The following is a 22,149-nucleotide window of genomic DNA, read 5'->3' on the forward strand; positions in this document are numbered from 1 at the left end:
ACGTTTTCAAGTGCAACTCTTAGAACGCAAAGACTCCGTCGCGCAAGCGGATTTGAAACGATGCGGCTCTTGCGCTCGCTTCAGATTCGCAAGGCTCCGCTTACTTCTGATTGACCGTGGCTTCGCCCGATTCGCCTTTGACCAGCGTGATGATCTTGCCATCCTTGCCGGACATATTACAATTGCCGTCCAGAATCGAACCCTGCTCCATGCTGAGCGACGGGGTGATGATGTTGCCGACAATCCGGCTGGTGGAATGCAGTTCCACACGATCCTTGGCGAAGATAGAACCCTCAATCTTACCCTTGCAAACGAGGGTGCCCACCTGAATCTCCGCTTTCAAATCCCCGGTCTCGCCCACGATCAAGGTATCGGCTGTTTCGACCCGGCCTTCAAATTTTCCATCCATGCGCACCGCGCCCGTAAAGGACAAAACGCCCTTGAACACGGTGTCATCGCTCATATAGGCTTTAAGATTCTTATCGCCTGGCTTTGAGTTCATCACAGATCCACCTTTCTATAGCGCCCGATCCGGCAAGATACAAACGTCAGGCAACTATAATCAATATACAGAGAATTAAAAAATAAAAAACGTTTCATTCGACGGAATCCATCGCGTCATCCGTCGGCGCATCATTCGCCTTGCACTTTAGGCAACTGCATTTCCTTCAAGCGTTCCAGATCGTCCAGGGAATAATAGCTGATGATCAATTTCCCGCCTTTCTTACCCGGACGAATTTCCACCTTTGCACCCAGCTTGCGCGCCATTTCCTTTTCAAGATCTTTGGTAAATATGTCCTTTTGGGCTTTTTTACTCGCAGTAACGGTTTTAGCCGCCTGATTTTTAACCGCGTTCTCGGTCTGCCGCACCGTCATGCCCTCATCTATAATTTTCCGTCTCAGAGCGTCCATTTGCGCCGCGGACTCCAGCCCCAGCAAGGCGCGGGCGTGCCCCATCGTCAAACGACCGGAAACGATATCTTCCTGAACCGGACGCGGCAATTTCAGAAGCCGCAATGCATTGGTGATCGCCGTTCGGCTCCGCCCCATCGCCTCGCCGATCTGCTCCTGGGTGAGTTCAAACTCACTGGCCAGACGGTCAAAGGCCTCGGCTTCTTCAATCGGGTTCAAATCCTGACGATTCAGGTTTTCTATCAGAGCCAGCTTGAGGGACTGATCTGAAGTCACTTCTTTTATAATGACCGGGATTTTCTTGAGTCCCGCCTTCTGGCTGGCGCGCCAGCGTCGCTCACCGACGATCAATTCATAACCGGATTCGCTCTTCTGCACGATGACCGGCTGAATGACGCCATGTTCCTTGATCGAACGCGCCAGTTCTTCCAGTTTTTCGTCGTCGAAATACTTTCGCGGCTGGCGAGCATTCGGCGTGATTTCGCTGATCAGCATTTCCACCGCGCCGCCGGAGGGCGCATTCTGAGCGGCTGAGTCGAGATCAAAATCTGGAATCAGAGCGCTGATGCCTTTTCCTAACGCTTTTCTATTCATAAGTTTACAGGCTCAAAGGATCCATATTAATTTTTGGAGAAACACCCGCCCACTCTTTGAAAATTTTTCTATTCATAGGCTTACAGTTTTAAAGGATCCATATTAATTTTTGGAGAAACGCTCTTCCACTCTTTGAAAATTTTTCTATTCATAGTCTTGATACTTGTATTCTCGGGTTTAGCTTGGGTCGGCCAGCGCCGCCCTCTTCCAGCATTCCTCTGTCCATGCGCTCACTCGCTCCCTTCCGGCGCCAGGGTCAATTTTGAGCGAGCGATGATTTCCTGGGCCAGCTCCACATAAGAATCCGAACCTTTACTGCGACTGGCGTATAAAATGATCGGCTTGCCGTGACTGGGCGCTTCGCTGAGGCGGACATTGCGCGGAATAACGGTTTTGAGCAGATAATCCTTGAAATAGGCTTCCACCTGCTCTTTGACCTGAGTCGTCAACAAGGTTCGTGAATCGTACATCGTCAGCAAAATACCTTCGACGCGAAGCTCCGGGTTCAATGACTGCTTCACCCGCTTGAGCGTTTTGAGAAGATGACTCAATCCCTGCAAGGCATAATATTCGCATTGCATCGGAATGAGAACCGATTGCGCCACGGTGAGGGCGTTGAGAGTGAGCAGTCCCAACGACGGCGGGCAATCGATAAAAATATAATCGTATTCCTCGCCGCTTCCGTTCAGAGCCTGCTTCAATTTCGACTCGCGCTCCGGCTGGTTGACCAGCTCGATTTCCGCTCCCGCCAGATCAACAGACGATGGAGCGACCTTAAGCGTATCAATGTCAGTGGGATAGGTTGCCTGAGAGAGATTGGCCTGACCGAGTATAATATCGTAGATGCCCTTTTGCGACTCGTCAATAGCCACGCCCAGACCCGAAGAAGCGTTGGCTTGCGGGTCCAGATCGATCAGCAGGACTTTTCTTCCAGACAATGCGATGCAAGCCGCCAGGTTGATTGCCGTGGTTGTCTTGGCCACCCCACCCTTTTGATTGGCAACACAAATGATTTTTCCCATAGCCGACGATCACCTTTGTAAGAATCCCATCAAATTTAGCACAATTATGCAGTAGCAACTACTTAAAGATGGAGAGACCGAACCATTTTTTGCATTATAACTTGATTCTTCGACGGATAGGAATCATCCCGACAGATGTTTCACGTGAAACATTCAATCCCCTATCGTCGCAGAACGGAAAAAGATGAATGTTTCACGTGAAACATTCTGCGCTATGAGTCGACAGTCTTTTGAATTTGAAGGATGTAGGAGCGCCTGCCTTCATAGCCGTCATAAGCGATCTGCCGGAACAAGTTCCAGCCGGACTGGCTGGCAAGGTATTCAAGCTCTTCCTCTCCGGCTTCTTTCTGAACATAGATAAAACCGCCCTCTTCCAAATAGAGGGAGCCGACTTCGAGATTGTCAGGCAGGGAGGAGAATCCGCGAAACAGGACGGCTTGGAAGGGCTCTGAGAATTCCGAAACTATCTCTTCGGCACGGCCTTCATGGGTTTTGCTCCCTGTAAGCTCCAATTGACGGCTGGCGTGGCGCAAGAAACTACAGCGCTTGCGTCGGGATTCAATGAAAGTCATGGAATTTTCAGGAAACAGGATGCGTACGGGAATACCGGGGAATCCGCCGCCGCTCCCAATATCCACACATTTCAGGCCGGAATGCATCAAGCGAGCGAATTGGAGGGAATCGAACAGGTGCCGTTTGATGATGAATTCCGGGCGGGAATCGGAGGTCAACCGGACCTTGCTGTTCCAGGACACCAACTCGGAAATGTAGCGGCTGAGCTGACTGCGCGCCGAATCGCTGAAACGACTCTGCAATTCCTGAAAGTCTGCATGATCGCATACCTGCCGAAGCCATGGGTCCATAGAGAAAGTTCTCTGAAAAGGAGGGCGCCGCAAAGCGACGCAGTGTTCGATAAGGGGGGAGACTTTTAGCTGTTGAGAATTTTTTTAAACTCTTCGTTCAACAAGGGGACGACGGTCAGGGCGTCGCCGACGATGCCATAGTGTGCAATGGAAAAAATCGCCGCGTGGGGATCGCTGTTGATAGCGACGATGCACTTGGAGGCGGACATACCCGCCTGATGCTGAATGGCGCCGGAAATACCGCAGGCTATATAAAGGTCGGGTGATACGGTGCGCCCGGTCTGCCCGACCTGATTCGAGTAATCGCGCCAGCCATTATCGACGACGGGGCGACTGGCCCCCACCGCGCCGCCCAGCGTATGGGCCAGCTCTTCGAGTAATTTGAAATTCTCGGCATTCTGCATTCCCAGTCCGCCAGACACCACAACCCGCGCTTCGGTGATATCGAGATCGCCGGAACCGGCAATCACTTCTTTGACGATCAAGGCAATGGTGTCTTTCAGCGTTGGAAGCTCTTCGCAAATCAGTTCACTCTCCACCTTCGATTCATCCGCAGAATCCGGGCGAAAGACATTGGCCCGGAGAGTCAGAATATGCGCGCCCTCTCCCTTGAGAAGGGTTGTGGCGTAAGCCTTGCCGGAATAAATCGGGCGTTTCACACTGAGACCTTGAGCCGACATCTCCAGCCCAACGCAATCGCCCGCATAGCCGGTCAGCAATTGCGCCGACAGGGCCGCGCCGAGTTCCTTGCCGTGGTTGTTTGACGCCAGAAGAAAGGCCAAGGGTTTGCCCTGCTCGATGCGTTCGGCCAGAGCCTGGCGGATGATCTGCGAATTGAACAATTCAAAATCGTCGCCTTGCAGTACGTGAACCCGGTCGGCGCCCAGAGCTTTCAGGGAATCCGCGTCGTAGCCGCCAACGCGAGCGCAGACAAAGGCTTCCACCGGAGCGCCGTTTGCCGTAGCAAGGTGACGCGCGGCAAAGATCAATTCACTGGCAACGGGCTTGGGCCGGCCTTCATTCAACTCAATATAAACCCAAATGGGTCGTGATGCGTTCATAAGTCTCTAAATTTTTTTGCCCGAACGGGCTTTTATTGTAATTAATATTTGCCTGGGGGACGGAAGATGGGCAAATCCAGTATCCACTGGACGTCCCAAATCTCGCCGACCGTACCGAGAGCGAGCAGGCAGACGTAGAGCGTCAGCAGGCCCAGCCCCAGTTCGGCCCGGCGCTGGCAGGCTTTCTCTTTAAGGCGGGAGAAAAATCCGGAATTGTCTTGTTCATTCATAAATGAAAACAAACCTTTCCAAAACTTCGAAAACTTTATTAAATAAACAGTTCCTTCTTATTCAGCAAGGAAAGACGTTTGGTCCCATTAGAAAAAAACGCCAACTTTGCTAGACAACCTTTTCTTTGTTTCTCAGCAAGGCAACCAGTTCCCGCGCCTGATCCGCCGCCTCGCCTTGCACCATATGAGCCGACTCATGTGCAGGGGGAAGCGCCAATTCAGCCGCCGAGGCAAAATGAAAGCCTTGAGAAAAATCTGAAGCCAGTTGCAAATCTGCCGCTGTCAGGACTTCTACGGTTTTTTTCTTCGCCGCCATGATGCCCTTCAAGGAAGGCAAACGCGGCAAGTTGAGTCCCTTCTGACAAGTGAGCAAAAGAGGAAGCGGGCATTCAAGAATTTCAGAGCCGCCTTCAATCTGCCGCGTCGCCGTCGCGCGCTTGTAATCTTCGGAAAATTCGAGGCGCGTGACCACCGATACACAAGGGATTCCCAGAAACACAGCCAACGCAGGCCCTGCCTGGGCGCGATCCCAATCCACCGCCTGTCTTCCGCACAGAATCAGATCGTAAGACTCCCGCTCAATCGCTTTCGAGAGAACGTGGGCAATGCCCAGACCTTCGAGCGAGTCAAAAAGCGGATCGCATAAATGCAAGGCGCGATCAGCGCCCATGGCCAGAGCGGACTTGAGGACTTCCGCATTGGGGCCGATCGAGATAGCCAGAATCTCGGTCTCTGGATGTCTGTCCTTGATGAGCTTGGCTTCTTCGACCGCAAACTCGTCATAAGGATTCATGATCCGCGCCGCCCCCGGCGCATGCACGCTCCCATCCTTGATCTCCACCTTGGCGGCAGTATCCAGCGTCTGTTTGACGCAAACAATGATTTTCATAATTTCAATATTCGGTTAAGAGCTGGCGTGAAAAATCGAACCATCTATAGAAAAGAATTCAACTCGCCTGAACGCTGAATCGCGGGCTGTGGCCCGGCGATGCCAAAGGTCCAGACGCCAGAAACGATTTAGCCTGAAAACAACCTGCAAATCATTTTAGTATAGAATCATAGCAGGCAAAACCATTATAAAAAAGAATATGAAATTGTCCATGACAAGCGCAAGAATTATAGAAAACAAACGGAACTTTCTGGCGCTCGCCTGATAAAAAAAGAATATGAAATTCTCTAAGGCCCACACAAAAAATAGAGAGAGAGAAAGGCGCATCACAGCGCCCAGCCCCGTCCTGTTGAATTTCCAAATGAGCCGTCCTGCATGCTGAAGGCGCTCGGAAATCTGAAGCCTCTTCATGCGCCCGCATTCCTGCTGGCAATGTGTCTGCTCTGCGCCTTCAATGCCTTTTCGCTGACCACCGCAGACCCCGACCTCTGGGGACATATCAAATTTGGCGAAAGCGCATGGCAGGAAGGCGCCTTGCCGAGCGAAGAAAACTATTCCTATACTGCGCCGGGGCATCGCTGGATCAATCACGAATGGCTGACGGAAATACTCTTCTATAAAATATTTTCGATCTTCGGCTCCGGCGGACTACTGGTTATGAAAATGCTGATCGGCCTGTTCATCGTCGAAAGGCTGGCCCGGCTGGCCTTTGTGAAGGACAAACCGCGACGCAATAGCGCCTGCCTGATCATTATTGTATTGCTGACCTTCATCCTCGCCCCCGGATTCATGCCGCGCCCGCATCTCATGACCTATATCGGGATCGCCTTGCTGACCCTTAGTTTAGGCAAGGCCTTTCAGGGCAATGAAAAAGCGCTGATCTATATTCCCATCATTTTTCTATTCTGGGTGAACATGCACGGCGGCGTGGTTGCCGGTCTGGCCATTGCCTGCGTGGCGCTGGGCTATGGCGTTGTAGAAAAAATACGAACAGATCAGGCGCCCGGATTATGGATCGCAACTCTGGCGGCGACAATCGCGATTTGTCTGGTGAATCCTTACGGATATCATTTATGGAATTTCTTTGCGCAGACCCTGAGCGTTCCGAGAAATATCACAGAATGGAATGGCATTCCCTTCGACACCATGCATTTCTGGCAGTTCAAGTTGTATACGATCCTCTTCATCGGACTCTGGCTCTTCGATAAGAAAAAATGGGGCTGGCAGGTCTGGGTGATTGCGCCCGCCATCTACTTTGCCTTCAAGCACCAGCGCCATATTCCCCTGGCGGCGATTTTAATGGCGCCTTATCTGATCGCAAGAATATCAGAACTGGCGGAAACAAAATTCCGCCTCTACACCGCGTCCATTCATTTGCATAACGGCTTGCTGGTCGGCATGCTTCTCTTTGCAGGGTCGCAGTTGGGAATCGGACTCATGAAAAACGCATCTGCCCAGTTCAAGCTCCTCGCGCCCCCGCAAACTTACCCGGTCTACGCCGCGCGATTCATGCATTCGAACGATATCAGCGGCAATCTATGGAACCCGCTGGACTGGGGTGAATACCTGATATGGAAAACGCCGGGTTCCAGGGTGTCGGTGGACGGGCGTTTCCGCACCGCCTATCCCGAGGAAGTGATTCAGGATCATTTCGATTTCGCTTCCGGTCAACCCGGCTGGCAGGCCCTGCTTGAAAAATATCCGACCGAATTGGTTCTGGCCCGAAAACGCGACGGGACGCATCTCCGCATGAACCAACTGCCCGGCTGGGTCAAAATCTATGAAGACCTGATCTGTGTGTTGTATGTGAAGAACGATCCCAGACTCGCCCTATGGGAGCGCATGAAGAAAGGGCCCTTCATTCGCGACGAATCATTGCCCGACTTTCATTTTCCATAAAACCAAACCGCACAGCGCGGCAGTATAATTAGAAAATGAAAATCATTCCGAGGTGGTAGAGAATCATAAAAATGAGCAGGCTGGCCATAACGATGTGCAACCAGAGCCATTGCCTCAGGAACCACTGCAGACTGGCGTGGACGTCGAGCTGTTGTTTTTCCTTGTAGAGTTTCTTGATTTCCACAAGCACCAGTTTTTCGTCGTCGTTCAGGAACTGCTGGAGATTGTCGAATTTATGCAAGCGTTCGGGCAGGCCCGCAGAGGAGCTGAAAAAATACTGCATTGAGGGCTTGGGGCCTTCAAAAAAGGGAAGCACGTATTGCTCGCAGAAACTCGAGAGCGTTTTGGAAATCGGCTCGCCTTTGCCCCGATCCATCAGATCGTTAATCTTCAGACGCAGGGACTCGACCACTTGCGGAATTTTTTCGTAGATCACTTCCGTGTCCAGGTCCGCCAGTTTCACAGGGATCACCCGTTGCAGGTTGACGCCGAGGATTCCCAGAGCAATGAACAGCGTGAACAACAGGAACAAACAATAAGAAAACAGGCCGTTGGGCAGGCTCAAATCCAGATGGAACATAAACAAAATCATCGCGGCGATTCCCGAATAGATATGGATATGCATCCAGAGCCGGGAGCGCCCCCATTTTTTAAAGGGAGCGAGGTATTTTTTCAGCTTGAACGCCGCCGCCAGGACGATCAGGAACAACATGGCGGAGCCGGAAATGAGGCGTTCATCGTCCAGATTGAGGCGCACGTCGTTGATATAATAGGCGGAAATAGCGACGCCCAGCAGACTGTTGAGCACGATGCCCGTGCAATGACTGCTTTTTTTCAAATTACCCAGCGCGAACGCGGCGCAATACAAGGACAAGGCCAATCCATAATGCCCGGCGTTGATCGGGATGATCTTCTGGCCCTTCATCCACATCAGTGAAAACAGAACCAGCACAAAGAACCAGCCCCAAAGGCGCAAATCCCTCGATTGGGAATAGGGCGTCAGATGGCCTTTCCAGAATTGTTCGAGCCAGGGGTCGTCGTAGCGCTGGGGCAATGGCGTTTGGTTTGACATATCAGTAAGCGGACTCAAAAATTTCATTGAAAGACATGCGGCGCATCGCATCCTGCGGACAACTGCGCACGCAAGCCGGGTCGCCGGTTTCCACGCAAAGATCGCATTTCATCGACTTGAGAACGGGTTTGTTGTTGGCCGGATTGAGCTGATAGACCGGGTCGGCGTCCATCATCACCGTTTCCGCCACCGGCAAGGCGACGATATTATCGTAGATGCACTTGGTCACGCACATCGTGCAACCGACGCAGGTGTCGATATCGATCAACACTTCGCCGTGTTGTTTGGAGCGATGCAGGGCGCCGCTCGGGCAACCGTCCATACACAAGGGATCGATACAGTGCATGCAGGCGTGCGGGAACATGGCGTTGCCGATTTTACGACCTTCGCGGGCGAAACGCGGGTAGCCGTCGTGCGCGTCGGCGCAGGCTTTCACGCAGTCGTCGCAACGGGTGCAACGGTCGAGGTTGATGACCATGATGCTCTGCCCATTGGGCAATTCGTTTTCGATGCCAAAACTGAGAAGCGACAAACTGGCGATATGCTCTTCGATATTCGCCATTTTCTTCATGCGCGCTTCCACGGTCTTCATGATGAGTTCGCTCGCCGTAGGCTCGCGCAATAACTCCTCAAAAATGCTCCGGTTCAAAGCAATCGCCTCGACGTTGTTGATGGCGGTGACGGTGCAGGCGTTGTTCTTGCCCTCCATCAGCGAAACGACGCCGTAAATTTCGCCTTTTTGCAGAGCGTGGAAGTTGAAATCCTTTTCGCCCACCTGTTTCGATAATTTGGCGAATCCCGAGAGCAGGATGTAGAGGGAATCATTGTCCTGACCTTCGCTCAACAACACTTCCTTCGGACGGAATGAAAAAAATTCAACCTCATTGGAAATTCTCTCAAGCAATTCAGGACTGCAACCTTGAAAAAGCGGCTCCTCTTCAACAAAACGGGATAACATGCGCTCGCGGTAACGATCTTCAATGAAGGATTTAAACTCCTTACTGCGCTTGGAGAGAATGCGAAGCGCCTGGATTTTGATTTCCAGCGTCTCGCAAAGCGGAGATTGCTCCCAGCCCGCCGCAACCGTCGCCGAGCGACTGATACGAAACAAAGCCGCAAGTTCTCCGAACATCTCGCCTTTCGGCAGACGAATGATCTTGTCCTTTGAAATTTCCTCGCCATCATCATCCAAAGGCGGGGCCGGAACGAAATTCGGCAACAAGGTATTGCCCGCCGCGTCGCAAAACACGCCGTCGGTATTGAAACTGGTGGTGGACACCCGGTAATCCTGCGCCCGGACGAATTCGCCGCCGCGCGTGTTCTTGTTGATGATGCCTTTCAGCCGTTGCCACCAGGATCGCTTGTTTCGTTTGCGTTTATCCTGAATTTCCAATTGCAGGGAAGGAGGGTACACATCCACATTGCCCTCAAGGATATAAAAGGCGGAGTTTCCAAAGTCGCCTTCGCGGATGACCATCTCGCCCGGCAAAAAGCGGCGAAACATGATATGCGGTTGCATGCTCTCCAGAACCTTGTCGCTCAGGCCTTTGAAAATATCGATACTGCGCAGACGTTCCAGAGTCAGGAAATTGTCAGGAACTTTCTCCTTGGGCGGAGCAAAGGCTTCCATATGCAAACGCTCCGGGTTCACCCCGCAGGAAGCCGCCGTTTCCACCGCCATTTCCATGACCGGGCCGGGGCCGCAAGTGTACAGGCTGACGTTTTCCGACATGGCGTTGATAGCGTCGATGATCGCCGCCGGGTTGATGCGTCCTGTTTTACCCTGCCAGGACTCATCCGGTTGCGACAAGAACACTTCCAGCTTGAAATTCGGGTTGGCGGTTTCGAGTTCTTTCAGTTCCTTATAGAAAATGATGTCGTCAGACGTTCGATTGCCATAGAGCAAAACAATTTTGCGCGTGGAATTCATGTCGGTGAGCGAGCGAACCATGCTGAGAAGCGGAGTGATTCCCGAACCGGAGCCGACCAGCAGAAGGTCCGTGGTCTCGGACAGGTCCATTTTGAATTTGCCGCTTGGTTTTTTGACCGATATGAGGTCGCCGACCTGAACCGAATCGTTGAAATAATTACTGACCAGACCCTTCTTTTGCCGCTTGACCGTGATTTCAACATGGTCCTTATTCTGGCAGGAGGAGGAAATGGAATAACAGCGAAACTGTTTCTTGCCGCTAACGACCGGACCGATGGTGATGAACTGTCCCGGCTGAAACTGGTAAAATTCATCCGCCGTCGCTTTCAACTGGAAGGATTTCGAATCGACCGTGCGATCGTAGATCGATTCCACCCGCGCCTGCAATTCTTCATCGCCTTCGGAGGAAACACAGACCAGGTCCGTTGTCGCTTCAGCGACGCAGGAAAGGAAATAGCCGTTTTTGACATCATCGTCAGACAAAGTCCCTTCAACAGAAGAGTGGACTTCTCCGCTCACCTTGCGAACTTTGCAGGTGCCGCATTCGCCTTTACGACAGCTTGAGGGAATATCTATCCCGCCCTCTTCCGCCGCTTCAAGAACTGAAATTCCTTCTTCAGTCTCGATTTCCTTATCCAGATCCTTGAACTTGATTTTATGAGCCATGAGGGTCAGTTTGTTTCGTTGGTGTTAGGAGTTTCGTTGGCGTCAGCAGTTTCGTTGGCGTCAGCGCTTTCGCTCGCGCCCGAATTTTCAATCATCAGCTTGGCCATTTCAGACTGGTTCAGCATGTGATGGAATACATGACAGCCGCCGCATTCATTTCCCACCATTACATTATTATGGCAGTTGAAGCAGGAAGCGTTATCGATATTGATATTGGAATCTTTGAGCGATTCGCTGGTCGCAATGTTTTTATGGCACTCGTTGCAACCGACGCGGGAATGTTTCTTGTGCGGAAAACGAGTGATGTCAGCGCGCGGAGCGCGTTTCGCGATCGGAGCGAAATAGAAATCCTTGCCGACTTTTAAATTGGGTTGCGCTTTGGCGTTGCCTTTATTCAGCAAATGGCATTTCAAGCAATTCAATGTCGCGCCCGGTCGCCCCGAAGACAATGCCGACTCCACCTGTTCTTCGGAGAAATCCTTTTCAGAAAACCACATGTTCAAATAGGGATCCTGATGAATGGGCTTATAGCTGAACGACGCAGGACGACGTCGACGTTTACTGCCTTTGCTGTATTCAAAGCGAGAGAAAAAGGTATCGTGCGATTCCAGGCTGAACTGCACCGCAAGGCTTTTGATTGAATCCGCCAGGCCTTCGAGTTCCTCTTCCGGGAACATTTTGGTGATGGACAACTCTTCATGCGGGTGACAGTCCTGGCAATTTTCCTGAAAGGTCACGCGCTTGAAATCCATGAAATTCGTCTGCGGATCGTATAAATGACAGAGAGGACAACCCTTCTTGAACTTTTCGTTGATATCGTCTTTGTTCTTGTCGCGAACCTGATGCGTCTTATGATTGAATTGCAGACCGATCTTGTTCAAGTCAGAAGGTTCCAGTTTTTCCTGTTTGAAGGCCGGATGCTCGAACTGAGCGTTGCTGATCTGGTGGCAATTCTTGCACTGGCGGTCGCCAATCTCGTGGATCATGTACTGTCGACCGCGATGCTCCTTATGGCAATCGACGCAGAATTTCTGTACGGTTTGTCGTTCTTTGGCTCCATCTTCGCGATGGCTGGTGATATGAAACTTGAGTTGCTTCACCGTGCTATGGCATCCCATGCACTTTTTTTCCATGGACGCTTTTTTAATTTCAGGGGAACCGGAGGCGTGGCAGGACTCACAAGTGGCGTCGAACATCGCATGCGATGAAGATACCGGGCCTTCAGAAGCGAAAAAACGAGCGCCAGAGAAGTAATCCAATCCAAACAGACTCACTACAACTATTAAAATAATGAGAACGGCTTTGAAAACGGGTGGGGATTTTCTCGGTGGATTGTATTGATTCGTGTAATACGAATGCTCTGATTTCTTTTTCTTGCTGGAAGCCATCGGGAAGAACCGCGCCTAGCGCATGAAGTGAATGATGAAACTCATCTAAAAAATACCTGAAGCCCTCGCCCCAAACGGGACGGGGCTTCAGAATTGAACCAAAAGTTACTTCTTGTTGCGGATGTAGGTGCTCTTGTCGGGAATCGGGAACGAAGCGAATTTATCCGCCGCAATGTCCGCCGCATCCAGCTCGTTCACAAAAGCCACCGTCGTCGCATTGATTTCTTTGGCAACCGCTTTCGCAGAAGCCGGGTCCGCATTGACCTTACCGCCAACCGCAATCAACTTAGACAATTTGTCCGACGGAATAACGCCCGCGACTTTCTTCAGATTTTCCACCGCCTTGCTCAGCAAAGCCGCGTTCTTTTCTGTGTACTCGCCTTTGCCGGACGCTTCAGAAATACGCATGATCGACGCTTCAACCTGCAACGCTTCACCGGCGACCCAGATTTTTCCGATCTTTTGCGTCAACTTCGCATCCAGATTGCCAGACGCTTCCTGTTCTTTACTCCAGACCCAGTGTTTGAAATCGCCCTGGCTGTATTTGACCAGATCAAATTTCTCACCCAGACGGTGACCCGCCTTATAGAAGTCTTCTTTCGCGCCGCGATGACAACGGAAGCAGTCTTTAGACCAGGCGTAAAAATTTCGCGTGTCGCGCATTCCCGCTTTTATCGCTTCGGGAACTTTGCCCTTTTTATCGTGGATCTCCACCCAGTCCTGAGCCGGGTTGTGGCAGGTTTCGCAAACGATGCCGAACAAACCTTTTTCTTCTTCTGTCACTTTAGGATAATCCGAGGCCACTTCGATGCCGTGACATTTGATGCATTTCTCATCTTCAAACTGATCTTTCACATTCATTTTCTCAGCGATCTTCACGCCCTCTTCCTCAAACTTCTCGTTAAAGAAAGTTTCATGAGGGTGGAACAACAAATCGTCGAAAATGCTTTTATGACAATTGGAGTCCGAACATTGCTTCGGCCCAATGACCTTGTTCTGCGCAAACGCCGATGCGGAAACCAGCAACGACAAACAAACGATTAAACTCATCTGTAATCTAAACTTCATGTAAATACTCCGCACAAAAAATGATTAAATGTTTAAAATTTAAATCGTAATTCCATTGAACTCGACCAGTCTTCACTGCGAATCTCGTTGTGAATGCCCACCGCCTTGCCGACCAGCGACATGTGATTGCTGAGCAGGTACTGAACTTCAAAACCGAGCGCATATTGATCGTTGGGGGCGATGCTTCCCGACTCGTCGCGCAAATCCTTTTGATAAGAGAATTCCGGGTTGAAGGTCAAAGCCTCGCGATCCAGAAATTGCTTGAAACCGAAAGACACGCCATAAGTCCCGGTTCCCGTGTTGCGCAAAACCCCAAAACTGGTGACGCCGTTGCCGCGATAAAAAATACCGGCTCGACCGGTGCGGCCCTTGGCGATATCGTTCCAGCCTTCGGTGCCGTAAAACATCGTCAGGTACAAATAGTTTTTATCGTAATAGTCATGGTTGAAGGCAGAATGGTTGAACTCCATAACGTACAACTGACCATTGCCCGCCGTTCCCCCGCCTTTACGGTCGTCGCTCATGTTCAACATCACACGACCCGAATAGTTGAGCAAACCGTAGGTTGACGACAAGGAAGCCGCCAGAAAGTCCTGCGAATTGTCCGCTTCCACCTGGTTTTCGAGATGGAAATAGTTGAACTCCCAGAACTGGTTGCGTCGCTCGTATCGCGCCGTCAGACCATACAGATTGGCGTCGTTGTTGTTGTTATCCGCGTCTCCGCCGGCGCGGGTTGCATTGATCTCGTCAATCGCCACCATCGCCTGCAACAACAGGTTTGTGCCGTCGCCAACGATCAGATTCGGCTTTGAAATCAAGGCGCCCAGAACGTTGTCGTTCATCAAATAACTGTTCTGATAAATCACCGGCACCAAACCAACCGCGATGTGATAGTCCGTGGGAAAACGATCGTCAGGACCGATGAAGTTGAACATCTCGCCGATCTCGCCTTCGAACCAGGCGAAGGTGTTGTCCACGCTCAGTTCAAATTTGTGATCCGCAATGGTCGGGTCTTCGTTGTGAAAACGATACAAACCGCCGGTGCGATCGCGCGGCTCGTCAATGTCGACAAAAGGCCGGTACTGAATATGGAAGCGCTCGGTGTTGGTGAGATCGAAGTTGAAATCAAAGTTGAGATTGTAACCCAACTGACCCTGATTCTCGTTGTTGATTCGACCGCCGTACATGATCGTGGAGAAGGTTCCGTAAAACTGGGCGCGCGGTCGAATCGCATTGGCGCCTTCGCCAAACCAGCTCAAACCGTAATCCTTGATCGCTCCGGTTCCAAGAAAAGGTTCGCCAAGCGATAAGGCCTCGTTATTGAAATCCAGGAAAGACCGGCGCGGCCGGATGATGCTTTCGTCAGCGGCGATGGCTTCTGCGATTTTCTTCTTACGTTCCGCCTCCCGCTTGTCCTGGGCTTCCTGCCTCAGCGTCATTTCATCTTTAGCCGCTTCTCCATACCCGGCTTCGCCTTCCGCCACTTCGGCGCCCTCTTCAGCATCCCCTTCGCCTTCATCCGCATCTTCAGCATCTTCTGCATCCTCTGCAGAAGCCGCCGCCGAAGCTTCAGGCGCCGATGTTTCAGCAGGCGCCTCGTCGCTCCAGACGACCGAAGGAAGGTTTAAAAAAAAAACGGAAAGAGCCAATACGCCTGCGATTTTTAAACTTTTCATCCCCTGTCCCTTCTTTTGGTTTCCTTTGGATTCTTGATTCATCGAACGTTGACCTTAAACTTTTTAGAAGCCATCTCCACAATTTCCAAGCGTGGGATGAATTCTGCCGCATCGAGCTGTTTCAAAACGATGGGGGCAAAGTTTCTGAAATTGAATGAAATTTCCACGTCGTAAAAAGCGGAGCTTCCATCCGTATCAACGCTGTAATCCGCCGTCCGGGTCTTCAAGGGAGGAATCGAGTTCTTTTGAACGCGAACCGGGGGAGGACCGTTGAATGAGGCGCTCGGAAAGGCCGCAGGTCGTACATAGGCAAAGTTATCGACATCGCGAGGAATGAAGAAATGATCTTCTCTTTCATGCCCGGCAATGGTCTGCAATTTGAACTTGGATTGCAGGTTGAACAGATCGTGATCGTAATCGGCTTCGCCGCGAATAACAGCCAGACTCTTGTTGTCCTTCAAGTCGCCGTATTCGTCCAGATCGCCGCTTTGATAAACGATCTTGCCCTTGTCGTCCATAACCTTGACATGCAACCAGACCTGGCGTTCGGTATTGAAACCTGCAGGCAGAGAATGCCCGGAGATTTTGTTCGTAATATTCACGGCGATATCCAGATCGTCGCCGCGCTCAATGGCTTCAGGAACTTCGTAAGTCAGCTCCGCCGAATTACGCAGAAGCTCTACGCGTTTGCGTTTCGCCATCGCAAGCAATTCTTCGCTCTTCTTCACCAGCTTCTGGTATTTCTTCCATTTGCGCTTGTCCAGGCGATTCATTTTTTCGCCGGCCGCCTTCTTGGCATTGACCTTCTCGATCCAGTTATAGAAATTTGGATCGTCCATCAACACCGGCCACTCGAAGCGACGCAAAGGGAAATCCGAGATGTCCAGAACCGAGTAATCCGGTCCGGCAAAGGTGTGATCGCTCAAGGTGCGAACAGGAAATTCCTTGCCCTTGATGACCGCGATCTGCCCTTTGGCGCGCGGGCTTTTCACGCCCTGCTCGACGCCCATATGACAGTCCTGACAGGTCGTGCCCTCTCTTGCGGCGGGGCTGTTGCGCCATTCGCCAAACAGATCTTCCAGTCGGAAACCGTTGGCGACGGGCACGTCGTGACATTGTCCGCAAAATTGCCCCGAGCTGATATTTTTTGACATGGACGCCTTATGCGTCAACTCGCCCTCGCGGCCGATCGGAATCTGCTTGATGCCGTCGAAGGGTCCGAACAACTCCTCTTCAATCGGGCCTTTTTTAATAAAAACTTCGGCGCGCGTTTTGCCGTGGTTGCCCACCATGCGGTGACAGACCACGCAGGTGATGCCTTCAATCGCAACCGTGTTTCGCAATTCCACCGGGGCCAGAGGATCTTCCCCCATGATGATGGCCATCGGCGAATGACAACGCACACAGAAAGCGCCAGCGGTTCCGCTGGTTTTCTGATGCATCAGTTTATTGAAATTATTCATGAACGGGCTGAGCTGTCCATAAGCATGGTTGGACACGCGCCATTCGTTGAAATGACGCGGATGGCAGGTCTTGCACACATGCGCCGACTGGTAACCGATGACTTCTTCAATCTCCAGACTGGCCGCAGACACCGGCGCAGAAAAAATAAAACCAGCAAGTAAGGTTGCGCTAAAAAATGCGACCCATAAATACGCCCTGCTGAAAGGCTTTTGTTGCTGAATGCTGTTTAATTGCATTGTTGTCTCCTCCAACACCGATGATATGCAAACTTGCTTGAATTCGATTCCTGCGCGCCAGGAGAATCCCCTCGACTCTGCCTGAGCGATTTCGCTCAAGCCTATAAACGCCTGCCACCCCTTGCCTGCACCCTATACCGCAAGGCTCAATAATTCGCCAAAATGGGAAAAATCAATTGCTTTCCCCCAGCCTAAAATCCAATGCTCTGATAAAGAGGTAACTCTATTGGGATTATTGATTTAAAACGAAGTTAAGTCATTGTTTTCTTGAATTTCCGTGCAAGTATAATTGATCTTTGGCAGGGGTCAAGAACTTTTTTCAAGAACTATATAATGTATAGAGACTAAAAATTTTCCAAAAATGGGCTAATTTTGCCGCGGGGATATTATGGTCTTCTAAAAATTATTTCGGATTAAGAAATAATTTCACGCAAAGCAGGCGCCGATCTTCTTCAAGGCCGCGGTCAAATGCTCGGAGACGGCTTGCGAGCTGATCTTCATTGCCTTGGCGGCGCGTTGCTTGCGGGCGCCGCCATAGAACACCAGGCTCACGGCGATCAACTGTTTATCGGTCAGGTTCAATTCATTCAAATTGATCGGCGCGCGTTTCAAATGCTCGTATCCCGGGCGCGGAAATAAATCATCTGCACAACCTGAAGATGCCGTTTGCAAACAGAGCTCCAGATCATTGGGGGCAAAATACAGAATATTGCGGTCTCCGGTCTCGGAAACCTCGGGGACGCTTGAAGTGGAATTATGATTGTGTGAATTCATGATAGCTGTGTTCCAAAAAATTTCTGAATTGATATTCATCTCCAAGGACATACTCGCGAAACCAGTCGGGAGGCTGTACTTCGGACAGATCGCCGCGCAAAAATCCGGGCAGGGAATCGGCGGGCGATTCGACGGGGAAGCCGTTAATGTAAACCTGATCGCGTTGCAAACTCACCCTCCAGAACTCGCGCGATAATTTGAAATGAAACCAGAGGGTCTGCAAATCGGGCTGGCTTTGATAACAGAAATTGCCGCAGTACAAACAACGCCAACCGCCTGAGGCTACGATCATGCCGCATTGTCCGCAACCGCGTTTCAACATTTCGCCGGATTCGAGTTTGCGAACCACGATCCGGCATTCGGTCAAATGGGCGCCGCCCCGATTTTGCGGGATGCGACGCAACGACAGCTTTCTCATCTCGCGCCTTTCTATCCTGTGAATATGATAAGTGTTTCATCCCGGCCTTTTCTCAACTGTGAATGCGACAGCTTTCTCATCTCGCGCCTCTCTATCTCCTAAGTTCGATAAGTTTTTCATTCCGGCCTTTTCTCAACTCTACATGCGACAGCTTTCTCATCTCTCCCCTTCTTCCTTTCTATGCAATGGCCGAAGATGGAATCAGGCCGCAAGCGTCAAACCGCCCGCTTCTTCCAGAATGTGTTCCTTGAAACCGCTCAATTCCTGGGCCTCGCCAATGGAGGCGTAATGCGCGACCAGCACATTGTCCAGATAGCCTTGCGCTTTCATCTTGCTCAATCCTCTGAGCAGGGCGCGCAGATTATTTGGAGTGAGGGACTCGGCTTCGATACACAGGGCGCGCAGAGTGCGTAGATGGGACTTCATGCGAAAACGCGAAAGCCGGGAAACAAGAGCGGTGAGAAACGGAACCATGAACAGAACGAAATGACCGGAATTGAGGGTGTCGAAAGGGATCAACTTGCCCTGCCGACTCCAACCCATCTGCAAATCCTTGCCGGTGAAATCTATAGCGAACTCCAGATCGGGATCGATCAGACGCAATATCTTTCCCGCTTCGTCCTGCAAACCGGCGGCGGCGCGCGCAACAATGTCGCCTTGCAAACCGGAAGGACCGAACAGACTCTCCGCCTGTTTCATGATTTCCAAATCCTGTTCCGCATCCGCTCTGGCGCGTTTTAAATCTTCCACCGCCTGGCGCTTGCCCTCTTCCTTCAAGGCTTGGTCGAGATCGGCGCGCAGTTGCCGGCGTCGATTCGTCAAATCCTGTTTATCCACTTGAAGCTGGGCGCGCTGATCCACCTGCTCCGACAAGAGCGGATTGACGTTTCTCTCCTTGCGAATCGCTTGCAAGGCCTCGTTGCAGGCAGTCACCCGGCTTTCGGCACGGATGCGTTCGACCTCTGCCGCATTGCGTTTTTCCAGCAGGCCGGTTTGACGCAATTCGAGCGAGCGATTCCAGTCTCTCCCTTCCTGCAATTGCTTTTGCAGATGCTCGCGTTTGGCGCGCATTTCTTCGAGGCTTTCCTGCGTTTCGAGATTCTTTTCTTCAAGAGCGCCGAGACTTTGACTCAGGTCGCGAATTTCCTCCGCTAAAATTTCCTGATAGGGCGTCATGTCCGTTTCGCAACGGATCGACCCGGCGATAGGACAGCGCGCGCTGGCCGCCGCCTGCGCGGCTTCTACAGTGTTCCTGCGCAGATTCAACTGTCGTTGAGTTTCAGCAAGCTCCGCCTCTTGTTTGCGGAATTGACCGGAAAGACTGTCCCAGGGCTGGAGCAAATCATCCAGACTGGCCTGCAATCGATCCAGATCGGTCTTGTCCCGTTCCAACTGCTCCCATTCTGAATCGAAAGATTCTGCGGAACGCTGGGCGTCCAAACCACGCTTCAAATCCTCCAGCTCCTTTTGCAACGCCGCTTCCTCGCGGCGACCGGCTTCCTCGATCGCGTGCCGTTCCGCCAATGCGTCGAACTGCGCCGTCAGCGATTCCAGTTCATTCTCGCAACGCTCCAGATCGCTTTGGAGCGCATCAATCGCCGGACCCTTTCCATTCTCCGGCTGAATACAGGCAACCGCGCCCGCTTGTTCGCGGATCATGGTTTTTTTCTCGACGAGCGCAGACTTCAATAATTTTTGGATCATCTTCAAATTGTCCTGAGCCGACAAGGATGCAGACCAGGCCTGCAAGGCGGCGTCGAGAACGCGACGAATGCGCGCCCAGCGTTGCGGTTCCTGAGACTCAAAATGCATCTCCAGTTTATGCGTGATCGAAGCGCAGTCCTCCTTACAATCAAACAAATCGTCCATTGTCTTCATTGCAAACTCCTGCAGCAGCAAATTCAACAATCCGGAACCCAGATAACGCCTGGTGAAATAGGCCATCGCCATCATGCGCACCCAGTCCTTGTCAATCGACCAGGTTTCCGGCGAATGAGAAATCACCCATTGCAGTTTCTTCGCCGCGCTCAGACCGAGAAATTCCTGCGGATCGAAGGCGACGGACACCGCGCCAATGTTTTCCTTGATCCAATAATTCCCTTCCTCGAACTTCAATTGCGCCTGATCGATTCGGATCGGACGGCGTTCGCCCTGCTTGCCTTCTTTCAGAAAACAACGCTCAATGACCCGGCGTTCCGAACCCTGTTCCGCGACCGCCTCGACGCGAATCGCGTCTTGAGAAGTGAATTTGAGGATGTCGTCCAGATTTTTGGCCCGACCCGGTATCTCGCCCAGCAAAACCAGCTTGAAAGCCTCCAAAATCGCTGATTTTCCGACTCCATTGACATTATTTGACGTGAATAAATCAAGCCCCGTCAGCGCCACATTGCGGGTTTGATCCTTGAATCCCTCAAAAATTAATTGCCTGATCATGATAGTTTCCCTTATGCTCTGTGTGAATAAATACGGCTCTCAAACGAAAATGAAACTGGCATCCAGCAGACCCATGATTAGCCAGCTGTCTAATTCACAAAACAAGTATCGGACATTTATCCGTATTCGTCAACAGAAAACCGAATAAAAAGCGAAAATTATTTCGGTAATGTGTATATATGAGTGAAAATTCAGACCAGCCGGTTTTGAAACGGATCGAGTTATTGCGGGGATCGCTCAGCCTGAAGGGCTTTTGCGAGCGTTGCGATATTAGTTATACCGCGCTCCAGAAATCCGTCGTCCGCGGCAAGGTTCCCAATCTGGATATTCTGGAGAAGATCGCTAAGAAGGAAGGAGTCAATCTGCAATGGTTGATCAGCGGACCGCAAGCCCTATCCACTCTCAGCGCCACGCTCAATCGCAACCTGGTCGCCCTGCGTCGCCAGCGCGGCTGGTCGCAGTCCGAACTCGCCGAAAAAGCAGGACTCGGCGCCGTATCGCTCAAGCTCCTCGAAGAAGGCGCCTGGCCGCTCAGCATCGACGAACTGGCGACGCTTTCCGAAGCTCTGGGCGCGCCGCCGCAAACCTTTTTGCTGGACGACATGCAAGTCGCGCCCGCCACCGAACTGAAAATTCTGAAATCGTCCAGCTCCGCCAAGGCGCCGAAGATCAAGGATGAAGACTATGTCTCCATTCCCCTGACCAGCTCCGCCATCGCCGCCGGGCAACCCATCATTCAGGAAGACCAGATCGAGGACTATGTCTTATTGCATGTGCGGGCGGCGGGCCGACGCGGAAACCTGGTCGCCAGCCGGGTGGAAGGGGTATCCATGGAGCCGATGCTGCATTCCGGCGATATTGTGGTGATCGACCGCAATCAAAAGACGATACAGAAAAACCGCATCTTCGCCATCTACCATCAAGACGGCCTGACCGCGAAGTATCTGGAAATGCAGAAGAATCTGCTGGTATTGCGACCGATCAATCCCATGTCGCAGGTGCAGATCATCAACCTCGACGAACAGCCCGACCCCATCGTCGGGCGCATCATAGGAGCCTGGAAGGAATTGTAAGCGCTGAAATTTTCCGTTTAATTTTTATTTAAGACACTGCATAATGGTTTCTATGACTGAAGAAACGGAATATTCAGAATCCTTCAAAATTCTGCTGGCGGACGACACGCCGATGAACCTGACCCTGGCCACCAAACTGCTGACGCGCCGGGGACATCAGGTCAACACCAGCGTCAACGGACTCGAAGCCTTCGAGTTGTTTCAGAAAGAACCTTTCGACCTGATCCTGATGGACGTGCAAATGCCCGTCATGGGCGGGGTCGAAGCCACGCAGAAAATCCGCGAATACGAAAAGACCAACACGCCCGGCAAGCGCATGCCCATCATCGCCCTCACCGCCAACGACAGCGAAAGCGACCGCGAAGAATACCTCCGCTCCGGTATGGACGGCGTCATCACCAAACCCCTCAACATCAAAACCATCGTTCAGGAAATCAAAGACATCATCAAAGCCATGCCCGGCAACTCCTAACGCAGATTG

The 22,149-nt window shown here is 51.7% G+C and carries 19 protein-coding genes; 3 read left to right on the forward strand and 16 right to left on the reverse strand.

Annotated features, from left to right (window positions below; all coding sequences use genetic code 11):
* Nucleotides 1-100 precede the first annotated feature (100 nt).
* From G3M78_03780 to G3M78_03810, 7 genes are all read right to left on the reverse strand, one after another.
* The gene (locus tag G3M78_03780) at nucleotides 101-502 is read right to left on the reverse strand and encodes a polymer-forming cytoskeletal protein (GenBank protein ID QPJ64560.1); all 402 of its coding nucleotides are present in this window, start codon (nucleotides 500-502) and stop codon (nucleotides 101-103) included.
* A 131-nt stretch (nucleotides 503-633) separates the two neighbouring features.
* Nucleotides 634-1,506 (reverse strand): ParB/RepB/Spo0J family partition protein, encoded by an 873-nt coding sequence (locus G3M78_03785; protein ID QPJ64561.1) that lies wholly within the window; start codon nucleotides 1,504-1,506, stop codon nucleotides 634-636.
* Nucleotides 1,507-1,736: 230 nt separating this feature from the next.
* Nucleotides 1,737-2,528 (reverse strand): ParA family protein, encoded by a 792-nt coding sequence (locus G3M78_03790; GenBank protein ID QPJ64562.1) that lies wholly within the window; start codon nucleotides 2,526-2,528, stop codon nucleotides 1,737-1,739.
* 212 nt (nucleotides 2,529-2,740) lie between these two features.
* Nucleotides 2,741-3,391, reverse strand: a complete 651-nt coding sequence (gene rsmG, locus G3M78_03795) for a 16S rRNA (guanine(527)-N(7))-methyltransferase RsmG (protein ID QPJ64563.1) — start codon at nucleotides 3,389-3,391, stop codon at nucleotides 2,741-2,743.
* A gap of 65 nt (nucleotides 3,392-3,456) precedes the next feature.
* Complete coding sequence (locus G3M78_03800; protein ID QPJ64564.1) at nucleotides 3,457-4,452, reverse strand: electron transfer flavoprotein subunit alpha/FixB family protein; 996 nt, start codon at nucleotides 4,450-4,452, stop codon at nucleotides 3,457-3,459.
* Nucleotides 4,453-4,493: 41 nt separating this feature from the next.
* Complete coding sequence (locus G3M78_03805; GenBank protein ID QPJ63871.1) at nucleotides 4,494-4,682, reverse strand: hypothetical protein; 189 nt, start codon at nucleotides 4,680-4,682, stop codon at nucleotides 4,494-4,496.
* 109 nt (nucleotides 4,683-4,791) lie between these two features.
* A complete protein-coding gene (locus G3M78_03810; GenBank protein QPJ64565.1) occupies nucleotides 4,792-5,571 on the reverse strand; it encodes an electron transfer flavoprotein subunit beta/FixA family protein in 780 nt (259 codons plus the stop codon).
* Nucleotides 5,572-5,946: 375 nt separating this feature from the next.
* On the opposite strand from G3M78_03810, the gene G3M78_03815 reads away from it, so the two are divergent.
* On the forward strand, nucleotides 5,947-7,470 hold the full coding sequence (locus G3M78_03815) for a hypothetical protein (protein QPJ64566.1): 1,524 nt from the start codon (nucleotides 5,947-5,949) through the stop codon (nucleotides 7,468-7,470).
* Between the two features lie 28 nt (nucleotides 7,471-7,498).
* Here G3M78_03815 and G3M78_03820 read toward each other — a convergent pair whose 3' ends face one another.
* The 9 genes from G3M78_03820 to G3M78_03860 all read right to left on the reverse strand — a co-directional run bounded on the left by G3M78_03820 (nucleotide 7,499) and on the right by G3M78_03860 (nucleotide 20,595).
* Nucleotides 7,499-8,542 carry a hypothetical protein gene (locus G3M78_03820; GenBank protein ID QPJ64567.1) on the reverse strand — a complete coding sequence of 348 codons (1,044 nt, stop codon included), beginning with the start codon at nucleotides 8,540-8,542 and terminating at the stop codon, nucleotides 7,499-7,501.
* A gap of 1 nt (nucleotide 8,543) precedes the next feature.
* Nucleotides 8,544-11,138: a cyclic nucleotide-binding domain-containing protein gene (locus tag G3M78_03825; GenBank protein ID QPJ64568.1), complete on the reverse strand. Its 2,595-nt coding sequence runs from the start codon at nucleotides 11,136-11,138 to the stop codon at nucleotides 8,544-8,546.
* A 5-nt stretch (nucleotides 11,139-11,143) separates the two neighbouring features.
* The gene (locus G3M78_03830) at nucleotides 11,144-12,526 is read right to left on the reverse strand and encodes a hypothetical protein (GenBank protein QPJ64569.1); all 1,383 of its coding nucleotides are present in this window, start codon (nucleotides 12,524-12,526) and stop codon (nucleotides 11,144-11,146) included.
* A 105-nt stretch (nucleotides 12,527-12,631) separates the two neighbouring features.
* A complete protein-coding gene (locus G3M78_03835) occupies nucleotides 12,632-13,594 on the reverse strand; it encodes a hypothetical protein (GenBank protein ID QPJ64570.1) in 963 nt (320 codons plus the stop codon).
* Between the two features lie 32 nt (nucleotides 13,595-13,626).
* Nucleotides 13,627-15,270: a hypothetical protein gene (locus G3M78_03840; protein QPJ64571.1), complete on the reverse strand. Its 1,644-nt coding sequence runs from the start codon at nucleotides 15,268-15,270 to the stop codon at nucleotides 13,627-13,629.
* A 38-nt stretch (nucleotides 15,271-15,308) separates the two neighbouring features.
* Entirely contained in the window at nucleotides 15,309-16,970 is a 1,662-nt protein-coding gene (locus tag G3M78_03845) for a hypothetical protein (protein ID QPJ64572.1), read from the reverse strand.
* Nucleotides 16,971-17,396: 426 nt separating this feature from the next.
* On the reverse strand, nucleotides 17,397-17,744 hold the full coding sequence (locus G3M78_03850; GenBank protein ID QPJ64573.1) for a hypothetical protein: 348 nt from the start codon (nucleotides 17,742-17,744) through the stop codon (nucleotides 17,397-17,399).
* Entirely contained in the window at nucleotides 17,725-18,162 is a 438-nt protein-coding gene (locus G3M78_03855) for a hypothetical protein (protein ID QPJ64574.1), read from the reverse strand. The genes G3M78_03850 and G3M78_03855 overlap by 20 nt, the downstream gene beginning before the upstream one ends.
* A gap of 201 nt (nucleotides 18,163-18,363) precedes the next feature.
* A complete protein-coding gene (locus tag G3M78_03860) occupies nucleotides 18,364-20,595 on the reverse strand; it encodes a hypothetical protein (GenBank protein QPJ64575.1) in 2,232 nt (743 codons plus the stop codon).
* A 179-nt stretch (nucleotides 20,596-20,774) separates the two neighbouring features.
* Here G3M78_03860 and G3M78_03865 point away from each other — a divergent pair, with 179 nt between their 5' ends.
* Together G3M78_03865 and G3M78_03870 are read left to right on the forward strand one after the other, a co-directional pair.
* Nucleotides 20,775-21,668: a LexA family transcriptional regulator gene (locus G3M78_03865; protein QPJ64576.1), complete on the forward strand. Its 894-nt coding sequence runs from the start codon at nucleotides 20,775-20,777 to the stop codon at nucleotides 21,666-21,668.
* A gap of 52 nt (nucleotides 21,669-21,720) precedes the next feature.
* Nucleotides 21,721-22,140, forward strand: a complete 420-nt coding sequence (locus G3M78_03870) for a response regulator (protein QPJ64577.1) — start codon at nucleotides 21,721-21,723, stop codon at nucleotides 22,138-22,140.
* Nucleotides 22,141-22,149 lie beyond the last annotated feature (9 nt).

It is taken from the genome of Candidatus Nitrohelix vancouverensis (assembly GCA_015698305.1).
Lineage (GTDB): Bacteria > Nitrospinota > Nitrospinia > Nitrospinales > VA-1 > Nitrohelix > Nitrohelix vancouverensis.